Below are 14,363 nucleotides of genomic sequence, written 5' to 3'. Positions count from 1 at the left end.
TCTGTAAGAAAAGAGAAGAAATGGGTAGCGTCAGAAATATCCTCTTCATCATGTGTGATCAGCTTCGTGCCGATTATCTCGCCTGTACCGGTCATCCCTCCATCAAGACCCCGAATATTGATGCTCTGGCCGCGCGTGGTGTCCGCTTCACCAATGCCTTCTGTCAGGCGCCGGTCTGTGGTTCGTCCCGGATGTCCTTCTATACGGGCCGCTATGTCCAGTCTCACGGGGCGACCTATAATGGCGTCCCGCTAAAAATAGGGGAGCCGACACTGGGCGATCATATGCGCGACCTTGGCGTAGCGACCGGGTTGGTCGGCAAGACCCATATGGCCGCCGATATCGAGGGGATGAAGCGCCTCGGGATCGACAGGAGCAGTATACAAGGCGTGCTCGCCGCCGAATGCGGCTTTGAACCGTGGGAGCGTGACGACGGCCTGCATCCCGACGCTTTCACCGACCCGAACCTTGCCTATAACGTCTATCTCCGGGACAACGGATATGACGGCGACAACCCGTGGCACACTTACGCAAACTCCGGCGTGGATGAAACGGGGAACGTGGTCAGCGGCTGGTATCTGCGCAATGCCCACCTGCCCGCCCGGGTGGACAAGGCGCATTCGGAAGCCGCCTATATGACGATGTGCGCCATGGAGAAAATCACCGAGCTGGGAGAGACGCCCTGGTGCATGCATCTCAGCTATATCAAACCGCACTGGCCCTATATCGCGCCCGAGCCCTATCATAATATGTATACGGAAAAGGATGTCATTGCCGCCAATCGCGGGGAGAGAGAAAAAGAAAACCCGCACCCGGTGATCGAGGCCTTTATGGGGCATGAGGAAAGCGTCAATTTCTCCGACGAGACAAAACGCCGCCATGTCATTCCTGCCTATATGGGCCTGATCACGGAGATTGACGATAATATCGGGCGGTTGATGACCTTTCTTGAGGAACAGGGCCGCCTAGACGATACGATGATTGTCTTTACCAGCGATCATGGCGACTATCTCGGGGACCACTGGCTTGGGGAAAAGGAAATGTTCCATGAGGAAAGCGTCCGTATTCCACTGATCGTCTCCAATCCGGACAGTGCATGCGAGTCAACACGCGGCAGTGAGCTTCACGTGCTGATCGAGGCGATTGACCTTATTCCGACCTTTATCGAGGCACTCGGCGGAGAGGCAAAACCCCATATGCTGGAGGGCAAATCCTTTCTGCCGCTGCTTGAGGGGAATAATAGCTCGGAATGGCGCGATTTCGTGATAAGCGAGGCGGATTATTCCTGGCGCGGGGCGCGCCTTTCGCTTGGCCTTACGCCGGACGATGCGCGCGCCTATATGCTTCGAACCGAACGCTGGAAATATATCTCTTACGATCAATTTCGCCCGCAGCTCTTCGATCTGCAGAAAGACCCGGACGAGCTGATTGATCTTGGCGCCAGCGATTTGCATAAGGAAATCCGCGCCGAGATGGAAGAGCGGCTCAATCGCTGGCTGCGACACCGGCGCAACCGCACGACGACGTCTCACGAGGAAATCGAAAAGAAGACGGATACCGCGAAAAATCGAGGCATCTATTTCGGCGTCTGGTAGGTCGCGCTACTCAATGTCCTCATAGGGAAGACCGACATATTGCTCTGCGAGGATGCGACGTCGATGTTCGGACGCAAGGAAGAAGTTGAGCTCGGAATCGCGGATCTTGTCCTCAATACTGTCGCTGTAGAAATGATGTAGCATGTTGGTCATCCACCAGGAGAAACGCACACCGTTCCACACCCGTCGAAGGGCAATTTCGCTATAGCGCGCTGCGAGGTCTTGGCGCCCCTCCTTATAGGTCTTTACCAGAATACGGTAGAGCGTGTTGACATCACTCGCCGCGAGATTGAGCCCCTTCGCCCCTGTCGGTGGCACGATATGGGCGGCATCGCCGAGCAGGAACATGCGGCCATACTGCATTGGCTCCACCACGAAACTTCTTAGCGGCGCAATGCTCTTCTCGATTGAGGGGCCGGTCACCAATCGATCTGCTGCATCGTCCGGTAGACGGTTCTTGAGTTCCGTCCAAAATCGATCGTCTGACCAATTCTCAACCTTTTCGTCCAGCGGCACCTGTAGGTAATAACGGCTACGTGACGCCGATCGTTTGCTGCAAAGTGCAAAACCCTCATCGCTTTTCACATAGATCAGCTCGAAATTGACCGGCGGTGTATCGGACAACAATCCAAGCCAGCCGAAGGGATACACCCGCTCATACTCAGTCAGGACGCCAGCCGGTATGCTCTGCCGACAGATGCCATGAGAACCGTCGCAGCCTGCGATATAGTCGCAGTCGATGCGGAAGGTCTCCCCGTCCTTCTCAAAGGTGACATAAGGGTTGTCGCTGTTCATGTCATGGGGGGCGACATTCTCCGCCCCGTAATAGGATATCTGCGCGGAGGCATTACGTGCGTCCATCAAGTCTTGGGTGATCTCCGTCTGACCATAGACGGTGACTGACTTGCCGCCCGTCAGTTGCAGCAGGTTGATGCTGTGATATTCTCCGTGAACGGCAATGTCGACCTCATGGTGAATCTCGCCCTCGCGCAGCATACGCTCCGCAACCCCCGCCTCCGTCATCAGGTCAACAAATCCCTGCTCGATGACGCCCGCACGGATCCGCCCCAGAATATAATCAGGACTTACCCGATCAAGAATGATATTGTTGATACCTTGTTGGTTGAGCAACTGACCAAGCAGCAAACCGGAAGGGCCACTTCCAATAATGGCGACTTGCGTTCTCATTTTTGGACCCTGCCCTAGTTTTCCCAATGGCGCCATTGCAGCCTGTTATTTAGCGCAATACTATAGACACGAGGCCCGGGACCGAATTTCATTTTGGAACAAAGGGAATAAGAAATTTCAATAAGTTGGGGAGGTACAGCGGTATTTCATGACAGCATCCGATGAAACACCCGTTTATCTGGCAGCTGACTGCGGTGGCACCAACTGCCGGGTCCGGCTTTTCAATGAAGATGGCGCCTTGCTCAGTGAAGGACTGGGAGGACCCTCCAATGCCTCGCTTGGCCTGGAACCGGTCCTGAGCGAGGTTTTCCGGGCCACACGAAATGCACTTGCCCGCCTGAACGGCGCAACTATCCCCCTTTCCCGTCTGCATGCCGGGTTGGCCATTGCGGGCCTGGTTGAAGAAGAGCGGCGACAGGAATTTCTTCGTATACCTCACCCCTTCGCTTCGATGACAGCGGAAACCGATGCTTTTGTCGCTCAACTGGGCGCATTTGCCGGCGGCGATGGCGGCCTGCTGATCACCGGAACAGGCTCCTGCGCGTTTGCTGTGAAAGGGGACAAGAAATTCTACCTCGGCGGCTGGGGCTTTCCGGTCTCTGATCAGGGATCCGGGGCACGCCTTGGTCATCTTGCCGTGCGCCGCGCATTGCAGGCCTATGACGACATCCTGCCAACATCCCCCTTATGCAAGAAAATCTTGGCCGAGGTAGGGACGCATCCGCCAGAGGTATCCGGCTGGGCACGTACGGCAAAGCCCGCTGACTACGGGGCCCTCGCCAGCACTGTTATCGAGTATGCCGTAAAAGAGGACGAAGTCGCAAGGAGCCTTGTTCGGACCATCGCGGAGGAAGTTAATCAGATGATCCGCTCGCTCGTCCGGCGGGACGTAAAGGAGATTCATCATATCGGCGGTTTTGCCGAACCAATCCGCCCCTGGCTGGACAAAGCGCATGGGCGCTATCTGGCAAAGCCCCGCGGGGATGTGTTCGATGGGGCGCTTCGCCTGATCAATAACCGGACCGGGTTGATCAACAAGACCGGAAAGGCACGGGAATGAAAAAAGCATTGGTAAATAGCCATATACTCACCGGGCATACCTGGCAGGATGAACTGGCCCTACTGATAGAAGATGAAAAGATCAGTGGTCTCTGCCGGGTTGCCGACTGCCCCGTCGGCTATGAATGTGAAGACCTGGCTGGCGGTTATCTCCTGCCAGGCTTTATAGACATACAGGTCAATGGAGGCGGCGGGATGATGCTGAACGATGCGCGCACCCTTGCCGATATTGAGACCATTGCCGCCGCACATCGCAAGTTTGGCACCACCGGAATGCTGCCAACGCTGATCACTGATAGCTGGGAGCGGATGACCGAAGTTGCCGCCCTGATCCGGGAGGCCATCGCCAAGGGCGTTCCCGGCATTCTCGGCATTCATTTCGAGGGCCCCTATCTCAACCCGGTCCGCAACGGCGTCCATGACAAGAGGCAGATCCGCGCACTGGACGACAAATTTATCGACCTCGTAACGCAGGGCGACCTTGGCTGTGTCCTGGTAACACTCGCGCCGGAAAAAGTCCCTCTTGAAACTATCCGGAAACTCACCGCCAAGGGTGTGCGTGTCTCCGCCGGGCACAGTGCCGCCAGTTTCGATGAAATGACCGCCGCTATCGATGCCGGGCTGACCGGTACCACCCATCTTTTCAATGCCATGCCCCCGATGGAAAGCCGCTCTCCGGGCCTGATTGGCGCCGCGCTGACCTGCCCAGACTGTTACTGCGGTATAATCAATGATGGCCATCATGTGCATCCGGCAACCCTGAAAGTGGTTATCGCCGCGAAAGGGATCGATCGGTTAATGCTGGTCACGGATGCCATGAGCACTATTGGCACGGACATGACCGAATTTCACCTGGGGGATACATTGATAAAACTGAAGGATGGCAGGCTCACCACGGAGGAAGGCACCCTTGCAGGATCCGCTCTTGATATGGCAACGGCCATCCGCAACGCAACCTCCCTGCTTGGTCTTCCGCTGGAGGAGGCCCTTCCCATGGCAACCTGCACGCCGGCGACCTATCTGGGCCTTGAAAAGTCCAGGGGTCGTATTGCCACAGGTTACCGCGCCGATCTTGTCCTCGTTGATGCCGGAATGAATGTCCTGAAAAGCTGGATCGCAGGCCGATAAGGCGTCAGTTTAATAATTGACACCCGAGGGCTTAAGCACGTAGATAAAGGCCAAATTTCTGACGCTAAATATAAGTTTTCTGTATCGGGGAGGAACCTGTTCATGATCTCAATGACAAAACGGTCTTTTAACAAGACGTTGCTGGGCGGGTTAACCGCACTTGCGACAATCGCCGGCATGACATTCAGCGCAAGTGCGGCAGACAAGATTACCGTCGGCGCACTCCGGTTTACATCCCATGCGCCGAGCTTTGTCGCGTTTGAGAAAGGGTACTTCACCGACGAAGGGTTGGAGGTTGAATTCAAGTTCTTCCAGGCTGCACAGCCAATGGCCGTCGCCATTGCCTCGGGCGATGTGGATTTTGGCATTACTGCCATTTCCGGAGGACTGATCAACCTCGCGGACAAAGGCGCGATTAAGGTGATCGGCGGCGCCCTGCAGGAAGAGCCCGGCATTGACGGTCAGATAATCCTCGTTTCCAAAATGGCCTATGAGGACGGCGTGACAAGCCCAGCCCAATTAAAAGGCCGCAGCTTCGGTATTACGCAGGTCGGCTCCTCCTTCCATTACATGGCCTCTAAAATCGCCGAGAAGGAAGGATTTTCGACCGCCGATATAAAACTCGTCCCGCTGCAGAAAGTCGGCGCGCTCATCGGTGCCCTGAAATCGGGCCAGATTGATAGCTGGACCATCGTGCCCCATATCGCCAAAGGGTTGGTAAAGAGCCCGGAAATTTTCCAGATCGGTGTGGTCGCCGACTATATTCCGGATTATCAGGTTACGACGGTCTTCACATCCACAGAGATCGCAGAGAATAAGCAAGATATTGCGAAGCGCTTTCTTGCGGCCTTCTCCAAGGGCGCGGATGACTTCAACGCGGCGCTCGTCGACAAGACGGAAGGCGAAGAAGGTGCCACCGCCATGGTGGAGCTGATCCATAAATATGTGTATGCCGACCGGCCGATTGAAAAAGCGGCCCCATCCATTCGAAATGGGGCGATGCGCATCAACAAGGACGCTGCGCTTAACCTCACCAATGTGACGGACCAGCTCAACTGGTTCAAGGCGGAAGGCCTGGTCAAGGAGAGCATTACCATCGATACCCTGGTTAACACTAACTTCGTCAAAACGTTTTAGTTCGCTTATGGATCTCAGTCTTCGCAATATCACCCACCACTATGATGAGGTTGAGGTCCTTCGCGATATCAATCTGGATATCAAACAGGGGCAGATCGTCTGCATCATCGGCCCGTCCGGCTGCGGGAAGTCAACACTCTTACGCATGATTGGCGGGCTGGAACGCCCTGCTTCGGGGGAGGTTCTGCAACTTGGCGATCCGCCCGCAGACTGTCTCAACCCCCTCACCTACATCTTTCAGGATTTCGCCCTCCTTCCCTGGCGGACGGTGGAAGGGAATATCGGCCTCGTCCTTGAAGACCACAAGATTGGCGCCGCAGAGCGGGAGGAAATTATCGCCGATGTCCTCGCCCGCACCAAACTCAGCGAATTTCGGAGCGCTTATCCCCGCCAACTTTCCGGCGGCATGAAACAGCGCGTCGCCATTGCCCGCGCGCTCAGCGTTCGCCCGGCCGTCTTGCTGATGGATGAGCCGCTATCCGCGCTCGATAGCCAGACGCGGGAGCTTCTGATGGATGATCTCGTCGATCTCTGGGAAAAAGAGAATTATACCGCCTGTTACGTCACCCATAACCTTGCCGAGGCGGTGCGGCTTGGACACAAGATTGTCGTGCTGTCCCGCCGGCCCGGTGAAATTCACGAGATTGTCGAGATTAACATGCCGCTGTCCGAGCGTACAAACGAGAATGCCGAGTTGGAAAAAATCCAGAAGCGGCTCTGGAACCTGATGCGGGATGAGGCCCGCGCCGCCGATATGGAGCTTGTAAATGAGCGATAAAGTCGCCGATGGTACGCCCATGGGTAAGCCGGTTCCCTTTCGGGGCGGTGGTTTCCTGCCACGGTCGCGAAAAATTGTCGCGCCAATCCTTTTTATTGGGCTGGTTGCCTTCTGGGAATGGGGCGCTCGCACTGGCTTTATCAGCCCGCTGATCCTTCCGGCCCCGTCAGAAGCATTCGAGGCCTTCAAGAACCTTTTAAGCTCCGGTCTTCTCTGGCAACATCTCGCCGCCTCATTGCAGCGGCTCTTGATCGGCTGGTTTTGCGGAACCCTGCTCGGCGTTATCGTCGGGACGATGATCGGGCTCTTTTCCGTCGCCCGTTCCGGGCTGCAACCGCTGGTATCCGCGATCTTCCCGATCCCTAAAATCGCTCTCCTGCCCCTGTTTATCATCTGGTTCGGGATTGGTGAGGGATCAAAGGTCGCCACCATCCTGTTCGGCACCTTTTTCCCGACAGTTATCGCCACCTACGGCGGAATCGACAATGTGGATCGCGGATTGATCCGGATGGGCCAGTCCTTTGGACTTTCCCGGATGTCGATTATCCGAAAAATCATCCTGCCCGGCGCCCTGCCCGCAATTCTTTCCGGCGCCCGGATTTCTGCGGCTATCGCGATCATTCTTTTAGTGGCCGCGGAAATGATCGCCGCCGAGTTCGGGGTCGGCGCCTATATTCTTATGGCGGGCAGCCTGATGGCAACGGACCAGTTGATCACAGGGGTGGCCATTCTCTCCTGTCTCGGCTTGATATTCGCCTGGCTCATCGGGCGCGCAGAGAAATATTTCCTGAAATGGCGTTAAGAGGTTTTCCTATTCAAAAACATAAAGATTTGCGGAAGTTCGTGTCTTGATTAACCTTTTTGCAACTATCCCGATGGCACACTGCGGCCATCATGACAACAGTTCTCCATTATAAAGCGCGCCCGTCGCTCGTCCCAAAGAAGCAATCGCTGACCGACATGGCCTATTCCGCCATCAAGGCAGAGATCAATGCCGGCAAAATTCCGCTCGACAGTTTTATCAATATACCTGAAATCGAGCATCAACTGGAGATGAGCCGCACCCCGATCCGCGAGGCGATGTTACGCCTGCAGACAGAAAAGGTGGTGGAAATTGTGCCCAAGCGGGGCATTCGCGTGCTCGCGTTAAGTGCTGGCGACCTTGCCAACTATTACCAGATTGTCGCCGGGCTGGAGTTACAGGCCCTTGGGAACATCTGCGCCCGCAAGCTAACGCGGACAGATATTATGCCCCTTCTCTATGCCCTGTCCGCGGAGGAAGCAGCCTTACGCGCCGAAAATTTTGAGGCCTGGGCGGATGCGGATGAGAAGTTTCACCGCAGCTTGTTTATATTGAACGGCAACCCGAGATTACAGGAAGCCGGCATCAACTTCCGCGACATCATCCAACGCGCCAACATGGAAGCCCTGCGCCATATCGCGGCGGACGACAGAATGCGATGCCTGCGCGATCATAACGAGGTTAAGGAACTCCTGCTCCGGGCAGATGAAAATTATGCGCGGGAACGGTATCTTGAGCATAATAAATGGCTGGGCACCGTTATTGCCAATACCCTCGCAGAGAAAGAGATTACGCGGCTCTAGTTCGCCGATGCGGCTGACTGAAGGGCAATCACTGTTCCTGATTGCTGCGACATGGGAATTTTCACAACGAAATCAGACCCGATCCCCGCATAGGAATTGCAGGTAATCTCACCGTGGAGATTGCGCAATGTTTCTTGCACGGCATACAGGCCAATACCGAGCCCGCCGCTCATCTGGGCCGCATTCTTCATCCGCACGCCGCGTTCGAAAATCCGGGGAATATCTTCTTCCTCGATACCAATTCCAGTATCCTCGATCTTCAACATCAGGTTTTCTGCCTCCAGCGAGGTGGAAATCTTAATCGCGCCGCCATTTTTTGTGTATTTGACGGCATTGCTGACCAGGTTATTCAGGATACGTTGCAACTGCGCGGGGAAATCAATTTCCCGCCCTTCCGGGACATGATTAACCCAGTTGAACATCAGTTCCTTGTCCGCGATCACGCTTTTGAATTTTTCAAGCGTATCGGAAATGGTCTTGTCGATTTTCTGTGATGCCGGCCCCCCCAAATTGACAGCAAGCCGCCCTTCAGTCACCGGATTGGACAGCGAAATAAAATCGGTGAGGCTGGATTTCAGCGACTGGGTAATGTCGAGGGCACGGCGCGCGAAATCTTTGCGATCCTCGCCAATATGTTCTGCAAATTCAGCCACCAGGTCATTAAATTTCTGGATATCGCGGCGGATCGAAAGACTGCCGTCAATGGTGTCATTGGCCAGCTTGTGCTCCGCCTCGAACAGGATGCGTTCACGGATTTTAAGTTCCGTGCTCTGGTCGAACAGGGCAACAATGCGCATGGTCCCATCCCGGTTTGTTGAAAAATCGGCATATACTGGAATTTTCCGCCCGCTGTGCAACTCAATAACCGTACTGATCCGCTTGGCACGGCCACCGCTAAACGATTGCACCTCCCCCTCGGGCAGATCCACATCGACAATCTGCGCAAGCGATGCACCGACAAGATTGCCAGGTTTGGTTTCAAGAAGGCGGGCTGCCGCCTTGTTACAATGACGGATAATCTTGTCCGGACCGGCTATCAGGAAGGGAACGGTTGAATAATCCAGAAAACCTTCCAACAGGGATTTTGTCTCTGATTTTTCCTGAAGCGCCCGCCGCTTCAGATACTCAAAGCGCAGTCCCATGACAACCGCGATCGCAAGGAGAAGGCCAATGGCGAATAGCGTTGTATAGAGAGACTGCAAATTGCTGCGGTCCTGATCCATTGCTTCCAGGACCAGGGTACGGATATCAGCCTTCTCTTTTTGATACATTTCGAGAATTTGTTGAAACGCGGCGAAGGCAGTGCTGTCATTGATGGAAATGCTGCTGTCAATTTCCGCGATGGATTTTCCCTCTTCGCGGAGTTGGTCGATCCGGTTAATGCTGACAAAATAGTCGCGGAGGGTCGTATCAATCGCCGAAATTTCCGCCTCTGCGGCCACCCCAAAATGAGCGCGAAGTAGGTTCAGTTCCTCCCGCGCATCTTCAAAATGAGCAAAAAACTGCTCTTTATCATTGGGATCGCCACGGAGTATATAATCTTTAAAGTTGTGAACCATGCTATGAAAGCCAACCAGGTTCATTACCTGTTCACTGCTGATAGTGGTCTCGCTGAAATGCTGCTCCGCATTCAGCCAACGGGCTGGAGCATTCAGGGAATATACCTGATACGTCCAGAAAAAAAGCAGGGCGAAGAGCGCTGCAAGAAAGGCGAGAATAACGCCAAAATTCTTATGAAATTGCTCGGTCACGGAAAAATATCCTTACATCGATACTCAATACAAAAACGATGGGTACAGTGGTCCTACAGATATTCTCTCAGGCAAAGTTTAAGATACTGTTAATTTATAAATGTACCGCAGAAAGGAAATTATGGCAGGATAAAATATGTGGCATTTAAGATGCATTTTGGTAAATTTTTATCCAGTTTACCATTCTCTAATACAATCATGGCGAAACTTTGTTTGAATCGGTTTTTTCCCTCACAAGGCTCAAAAATACCTACCCCGCGAGGGTCAGCTTCAATGTACCCACCGACACAAACCACAGGGCCGTGTGCACAGGCGTCTGTCAGGCCAGGACCGTCTCGATTTTTACTTCTGAATGCAGTGTTTTATGAACCGGGCAACGATCGGCAATCTCCATCAGGCGATCGCGCTGTTCGCCGGACAGGTTTCCTGTAAGTTCTATTTCCCGCTCGATCACGTCGATCTTTCCGTCCGTCGTCTCGCAGTCGATGCAGTCAGTTGCATGAATTTTCTTGTGGCTCAGGCGCACGGCCACGTTATCGAGCGGCCATTTTTTACGGTCCGCGTACATCTTGATCGTCATCGAAGTACAGGCGCCAAGCCCGGAGAGCAGCAAATCATAAGGCGATGGTCCCCGGTTTGTCCCGCCGTAGCTGAGCGGTTCGTCCGCGAGCAGTGGATGACCGTTAGTATCGACATATTGCAGAAATTTTTCCTGCGGTGCCCCGATAACAAGAGTATCCCCCGCCCCGGCCTTTAACCCCGTTTTTGGTTTCGTCCGGATAAGTTCCGGGATATAGCGACGGGCCCAACTCGCAATGACTTCAGCTACATATTGGGAATCCTCCTTCCGACTGAGCAGATGATCGGCCTTGTCGAGGGAGATGAAGCTTTTGGGGTGCTTGGCGGCGACGAATATGTTCGTCGCATTATTGATCCCGACGATATTATCGAGCGGGCTGTGAAAGATAAGCAGGGCCTTTCGTAACTTGCCAAGCTTTTCTGACTGGGCCTGATCCTCGATATCCTCCAGGAACTGACGGCTGACATTGAAGGGTCGCCCGCCGATGTCCACCTTGACGACTCCCTCCTTCTTAATCTTCTCATGCTGGTCGATGAAATGCTGTCCGACATGGGCCGGATCAAAGGGCGCGCCGATAGTGGCGACAGCTTTCACCGCCGGTATGTCCGAGGCCGCGGCCAGCACCGCCGCGCCGCCCAGGCTATGCCCGATCAGCAGTTTCGGCGCTTCGTATTTCTCGGCGAGAAACCCGGCCGCATGGAGGAGATCCGCGATATTGGATGTGAAATTGGTGTTCTCGAACTCCCCGTCGCTCTCGCCAAGGCCGGTAAAGTCAAAACGCAGGGTGGCAATACCCAGACCTGCCAGCACTGCCGACACGCGCGAAGCGGCAAACACATCCTTCGAGCAGGTAAAGCAATGGGCAAACAACGCATACATCAATGGCTGCCCTTCCGGCAGGTCCAGCCGCGCTGCCAAATTGCCACTTGTCCCCTCGAACATTACCTTTTCTGAGCGCATCTGCCTCTTCCTTCCTGTTTGGGAATTATTCCCAGTAGGGATCCCTGAGTTCGCGTTTGACTACCTTACCAAGGGCATTGCGCGGAAAATCTTGGCGCAATTCAGCGCCAATTATGCGCTGACTTTTGGCGAGCCGGCTATTAGCCCATTTAACTATTTCCGCCGTCCCTTCAAGCCCCTTGCGACCGATGATGAGCGCGAGCGGGCTTTCTCCCCATTTTTCATGGGGCACACCGATCACGGTTACATCGAGGACATCCGGATGCTCCCCGATGATCGACTCGATATCCGCAGGGAAGATATTGAAGCCGCCGGAAATAATCATGTCCTTCTTGCGGTCCATAATATAGAGATAGCCATCCTCATCAATGCGGCCAATATCGCCGGAGCGCAGGAATGTCCGGCCATGGTGGTCCCGCACGATAATTTCCTCGGTCAGGTCTTCGCGCTTGTAATATTCCTTCATCATACCGGCGCCGTAACCGCAAATCTCCCCTACCTCATCCCGGGCGAGTTCATTGCCGTCATCATCGAAGATTTTGAGATCAAAACCCAGCACCGGTTTGCCGACACTGCCCGGCTTGACGGCATGCATATCGGGATTGCACATGGAGGCAAAACCTTCGGTGCAGCCATAAAGCTCGCTCAGGTTCGGTGTCAGGCGTTTTAAGACGTCTGCTTTTGTGTCGGGCCGGAGCGGAGATCCCGCACAAAGAACCGATTCAAGTTGGCTGAGGTCGTAGTCATCAAAATTTGGGTGATCCAGCGTGACGATAAATTGTGTCGGGACCATAAAAGTATGGGTAATCTTATGGGCAACCGCCGTTTCCAGAAACGCCTCCGGGCTGAACTCCGGCATGATGACAAGGGTGCCCCCGACAAAGAGACTGGGCAGCATCATGAGCCAGGTGCCGTTGGAATAGAGCGAGGTTGTCGTCATCGCCACCGCATTTCTGTGAAAGCGGAGTTCAACTGCATTGCTGTAGGACCAGTGCTGCCGCGCGCGGTGAGTCTGCACTATCCCCTTGGGCAACCCTGTGGTGCCGGAGCTGTAGATGATGTTGAAGTTATCCTCGAGACGATACTTGACAGTCGGCATTGCATCAGAGGCATCGCCGAGAAAGCGGTCAAAACCGACCCAGCCATCTGCCGTGAAATCCGCCGCAATCAAATTTTCCGGCGGGATCTTTGTTAGTTTGTCCCTGATTTCGGAGATCCGGTCCAGATAGCTATCTGTCGCGATCAGGCAAGACGCATCGCAGTCATCAATCAGCACCGCAAGCTGTTCCGCTGTCAGCAGCCCGCTCAAGGGAACCACACAGGCCCCCGCGCGGGTCACGCCATAAATAATCTCCATCGCCTCAATATTATTACTGACCAGCACGGCGACCTTGTCCCCCCGGCCAATCCCGCGGGCGATCAGCGCATTGGCGATCCGGCTCATATTCTTGTCGAAATCTCTCCAGGATCTTTTCTTATCGCCGCAGATCAGGGCATCTTTTTCCGGCGTGACAGTGGCGTAGGTATGCCAGAGCTCTGGCAGGAATACATTGGTATCGTCAAGTGCTGACATTTCTCCCCCATTTTCTTATTCTAGTTTAGGGGGATGATAAACGAACATATGTCCGCGTCAAAGGCATTGTCGCAATCACTTAATTGCGAGGTGAAAGAGGCTCTCAACTTTCGTCGCTATAAACCAGTTTTCCGAAAATATCGTCAATTCCGGCGTTGGAAGAAAGGGCATCGAGCGCCACCATAGGAAGGTCGGAACTATCCAGTCGGCCTTCAGCGGGCGCCCCCTTGTCATCGGAAAGATACCCACTGGTTTCATAACCGTCGATTTCCGTATAGCCGGCATGCGGCTTGACCTGCATGATGTCAAATAGCTGATCAAGATCGACCCGTCCCGCCGCTGGTTCCATGACCATATTCTCTATTGACTGCGGTAAAGGGAAATCCTCTGCATGTAGGTCCACCTTGGCAAGAACCAGGTCAGGATCAAAAGTATCCTCGTCCAGATCTACAGGAATATCCGCGTCGACCGGGTCCGCATTATAAGCGACCGCATCAACGGCGAATATCTCTTCTTCATCACCAAGCATATGAGGGAAATTTTTTATAAGTTCAATAGTTTCCGGGTCCTGCTCAACGGCAGAGATGAAGAGTGTATCACTTTCATCTCCCCCAAACAGTATGTCCCGACCAACGTCTTCTCTAAACATTTGACTATCCATTTAAGTGATCTCTCAACGGTACTGAAATGAACCCTGACAGATTTATAATAAGAAAAGAGTAGCGAAGGAAGATGGTCATTGCATACCTCATTCGGGGGATAAATGTAAAAAAATAAACGTAAAATTTTTAATAAAATTCAATGTATTAGAGGATTCCATTCCATTAAATCTTCAGGGAAGATAAAATTTACCATACGGCTGAAATTTCTTTCCATGGAAACCGTGACTTAGTCTTTTCTGACCCAAACTTGGTTAACCTAAAAGTCGGGTTTCAAGGCCCGAAACAGAACGATCAAATACCGCCGCAGGCAGAAAAAAGCTGTATCAACCGTCACAAAACCGCGACCG

Annotated in this window: 12 protein-coding genes; 7 read left to right on the top strand and 5 right to left on the bottom strand. The window is 53.8% G+C overall.

Annotated elements, in window-relative coordinates; all coding sequences use genetic code 11:
* Window positions 1-20: 20 nt before the first annotated feature.
* Window positions 21-1,595, top strand: coding sequence for a sulfatase-like hydrolase/transferase (locus tag GQE98_RS06405; RefSeq protein ID WP_161314863.1), 1,575 nt, complete (start codon window positions 21-23; stop codon window positions 1,593-1,595).
* Window positions 1,596-1,601: 6 nt separating this feature from the next.
* Here GQE98_RS06405 and pobA read toward each other — a convergent pair whose 3' ends face one another.
* A complete protein-coding gene (pobA, locus tag GQE98_RS06400) occupies window positions 1,602-2,783 on the bottom strand; it encodes a 4-hydroxybenzoate 3-monooxygenase (protein WP_161314862.1) in 1,182 nt (393 codons plus the stop codon).
* 148 nt (window positions 2,784-2,931) lie between these two features.
* On the opposite strand from pobA, the gene GQE98_RS06395 reads away from it, so the two are divergent.
* From GQE98_RS06395 to GQE98_RS06370, 6 genes are all read left to right on the top strand, one after another.
* Window positions 2,932-3,843, top strand: coding sequence for a glucosamine kinase nucleotide-binding domain-containing protein (locus GQE98_RS06395; protein ID WP_161314861.1), 912 nt, complete (start codon window positions 2,932-2,934; stop codon window positions 3,841-3,843).
* Entirely contained in the window at window positions 3,840-4,970 is a 1,131-nt protein-coding gene (gene nagA, locus GQE98_RS06390; RefSeq protein ID WP_161314860.1) for an N-acetylglucosamine-6-phosphate deacetylase, read from the top strand. The genes GQE98_RS06395 and nagA overlap by 4 nt, the downstream gene beginning before the upstream one ends.
* 102 nt (window positions 4,971-5,072) lie before the next feature.
* Window positions 5,073-6,107, top strand: coding sequence for an ABC transporter substrate-binding protein (locus GQE98_RS06385; RefSeq protein WP_161314859.1), 1,035 nt, complete (start codon window positions 5,073-5,075; stop codon window positions 6,105-6,107).
* Between the two features lie 7 nt (window positions 6,108-6,114).
* Window positions 6,115-6,885: an ABC transporter ATP-binding protein gene (locus GQE98_RS06380; protein ID WP_161314858.1), complete on the top strand. Its 771-nt coding sequence runs from the start codon at window positions 6,115-6,117 to the stop codon at window positions 6,883-6,885.
* Window positions 6,875-7,687 (top strand): ABC transporter permease, encoded by an 813-nt coding sequence (locus GQE98_RS06375; protein ID WP_161314857.1) that lies wholly within the window; start codon window positions 6,875-6,877, stop codon window positions 7,685-7,687. The genes GQE98_RS06380 and GQE98_RS06375 overlap by 11 nt, the downstream gene beginning before the upstream one ends.
* Before the next feature lie 92 nt (window positions 7,688-7,779).
* A complete protein-coding gene (locus GQE98_RS06370) occupies window positions 7,780-8,490 on the top strand; it encodes a GntR family transcriptional regulator (protein WP_161314856.1) in 711 nt (236 codons plus the stop codon).
* On the opposite strand, the gene GQE98_RS18395 is transcribed toward GQE98_RS06370, so the two are convergent.
* From GQE98_RS18395 to GQE98_RS06350, 4 genes are all read right to left on the bottom strand, one after another.
* Window positions 8,487-10,241, bottom strand: a complete 1,755-nt coding sequence (locus tag GQE98_RS18395; RefSeq protein ID WP_161314855.1) for an ATP-binding protein — start codon at window positions 10,239-10,241, stop codon at window positions 8,487-8,489. The two genes, GQE98_RS06370 and GQE98_RS18395, sit on opposite strands and share 4 nt — an antisense overlap.
* Before the next feature lie 319 nt (window positions 10,242-10,560).
* Window positions 10,561-11,781 (bottom strand): bifunctional alpha/beta hydrolase/OsmC family protein, encoded by a 1,221-nt coding sequence (locus GQE98_RS06360; protein WP_161314854.1) that lies wholly within the window; start codon window positions 11,779-11,781, stop codon window positions 10,561-10,563.
* Window positions 11,782-11,806: 25 nt separating this feature from the next.
* Window positions 11,807-13,354, bottom strand: coding sequence for a class I adenylate-forming enzyme family protein (locus tag GQE98_RS06355; RefSeq protein ID WP_161314853.1), 1,548 nt, complete (start codon window positions 13,352-13,354; stop codon window positions 11,807-11,809).
* A 103-nt stretch (window positions 13,355-13,457) separates the two neighbouring features.
* Window positions 13,458-14,003 (bottom strand): hypothetical protein, encoded by a 546-nt coding sequence (locus GQE98_RS06350; RefSeq protein WP_161314852.1) that lies wholly within the window; start codon window positions 14,001-14,003, stop codon window positions 13,458-13,460.
* Window positions 14,004-14,363: the final 360 nt, after the last annotated feature.

The sequence above is a fragment of the Sneathiella litorea genome, from assembly GCF_009882915.1.
Classification (GTDB): Bacteria; Pseudomonadota; Alphaproteobacteria; order Sneathiellales; family Sneathiellaceae; genus Sneathiella; species Sneathiella litorea.
Note: the sequence above shows the minus strand (reverse complement) of the source record. Positions and strands in the feature narration are given on the sequence as shown.